The organism is Sphingomonas sp. CCH5-D11 (assembly GCF_001557395.1).
Classification (GTDB): domain Bacteria; phylum Pseudomonadota; class Alphaproteobacteria; order Sphingomonadales; family Sphingomonadaceae; genus Sphingomonas.
The window spans coordinates 1-1939 of sequence record NZ_LSKH01000264.1 but is presented as its reverse complement, the minus strand read 5'-3'; the positions used below and the strand labels follow the sequence as shown (position 1 = coordinate 1939).

Sequence of the window (1939 nt, the reverse complement as noted above, 5' to 3'; positions counted from 1 at the left end):
CCGAAGCCCCGCCACCCCCGCCACGCCGGCGCGAGGAGCTCGAACCGGAAGAGGTCGAGCCGCAAGGCTTCTAGAGTCCGATCTCGGCTCCCGGAAGCACCTCCCCGGCGGAGGCCGGGGGCCAGGCGGGAAAGCGTTGGCAACAGCCGGTGTGCCTGCCAGCCTGGTCGCGCAACTGGGCCCCGGCCTTCGCCGGGGAGGCGGATCAATCGGGGTGGATCAAACCCTAACGGACAGCGAAGCTTGGGCTCAGGCGAGAAGCGGGAAGATAGCCCCTCCACGCAGGAGCGGATCCAAGCGGCTCCAGGATTCGCGAAACTGCTGCAACCCAGATCGTCATGCCGGCCTGTCCCGAGCTACGACGCTGGCGGCGTCGAGGGACGTGCTTAGCGTATCGAGATACGTACCCGAACACACGCCCGTCGACACACCTCACATCAGCCGGATCAAGCCGGCTGGGCAAGGGGCGGACAACGCGTCCGCCCCGCACAGCACCTCCCCGCCGGGACGACTATTCCGCCGCCTCCATCGCCGGCGCGTCGGATAGCGGATGGGTCAGCCGGTCGAGCATCTCGCGCGGCACGATCTGCCAGAAGCTCCCCGAGGCGCGCTCCCAATCGTCCAGGATCCCGCGCGCCCATTTGGAATCGGTCGCCTCGACATGGCGCTCGATCAGGTCGCGCAGCACGCCTTCCCAATGCGCCGCCGCCAGCCGCTGCCAGGTGATGTTCTCCGGATTGGCGCGGCGGGCGAAGCTGTTGTCGTGATCATAGACGAACGCCATGCCGCCCGTCATGCCGGCACCGAAATTCTGCCCCACGGCGCCCAGCACCACCGCGACGCCGCCGGTCATATATTCGCAGCCGTTCGCGCCGCAGCCCTCGACCACCACCGTCGCGCCCGAATTGCGCACCGCGAACCGCTCGCCCGCTTGCCCCGCCGCGAACAGCGCGCCAGCGGTCGCGCCATACAGCACGGTGTTGCCGACGATCGTATTCTCCTGGCTGCGCAGCGGGGACGATACCGCCGGCCGCACGACGATCATGCCGCCGGACAGGCCCTTGCCGACATAGTCATTGGCGTCGCCGAACACCTCCAGCGTGATCCCCTTGCACAGGAACGCGCCCAGGCTCTGCCCGGCCGAGCCACGCAGGCGGATCGTCACGTGGTGATCGTTGAGCGCGGTCATCCCGAACGTCCGGGTGATCTCGCTCGACAGCCGTGTGCCGACCGCACGGTGCGTGTTGCGCACCGAATAGGTGAGCTGCATCTTCTCGCGCCGCGAAAAGACCGCGCCGGCGTCCTTGATGATCTGCGCGTCCAGGCTGTCGGGCACTTCGTTGCGGAAGGTGTTGAGCGAAAAGCGCCGCTCCGCATCCGTGGCGTCGACCTTGGCAAGGATCGGGTTCAGGTCGAGGTCGTCCAGATGCTCGGCGCCGCGGCTCACCTGGCGCAGCAGCTCGGTGCGTCCGATCACGTCGTCCAGGCTGCGCACGCCCAGCCGCGCCAGAATGTCGCGCACTTCCTCGGCGATGAAGGTCATCAGGTTGATGACCTTTTCGGGCGTGCCGACGAACTTCTCGCGCAGCCGCGGATCCTGCGTGCATACGCCCACCGGGCAGGTGTTCGAATGGCACTGGCGCACCATGATGCACCCCATGGCGACCAGGCTGAGCGTTCCGATGCCGAATTCCTCCGCGCCCAGGATCGCCGCGATCACGATGTCGCGCCCAACGCGCAGGCCGCCATCGGTGCGCAGCTTGATCCGCCCGCGCAGCCCGTTCAGCGTCAGCACCTGGTTGACCTCGGAAAGGCCCATCTCCCACGGCGTACCGGCATATTTGATGCTGGTCTGCGGGGAAGCGCCGGTGCCGCCGACATGGCCGGAAACGAGGATCACATCGGCATGCGCTTTCGCGACGCCCGCCGCGACGGTGCC

General features: G+C 67.8%; 1 protein-coding gene. It reads right to left on the bottom strand.

From position 1 onward, the window contains the following. Window positions 1–511: 511 nt before the first annotated feature. Window positions 512–1939, bottom strand: a 1428-nt coding sequence (locus tag AX702_RS16415; RefSeq protein WP_269450406.1) for a glutamate synthase-related protein, incomplete at its 5' end; no start/stop codon positions are given.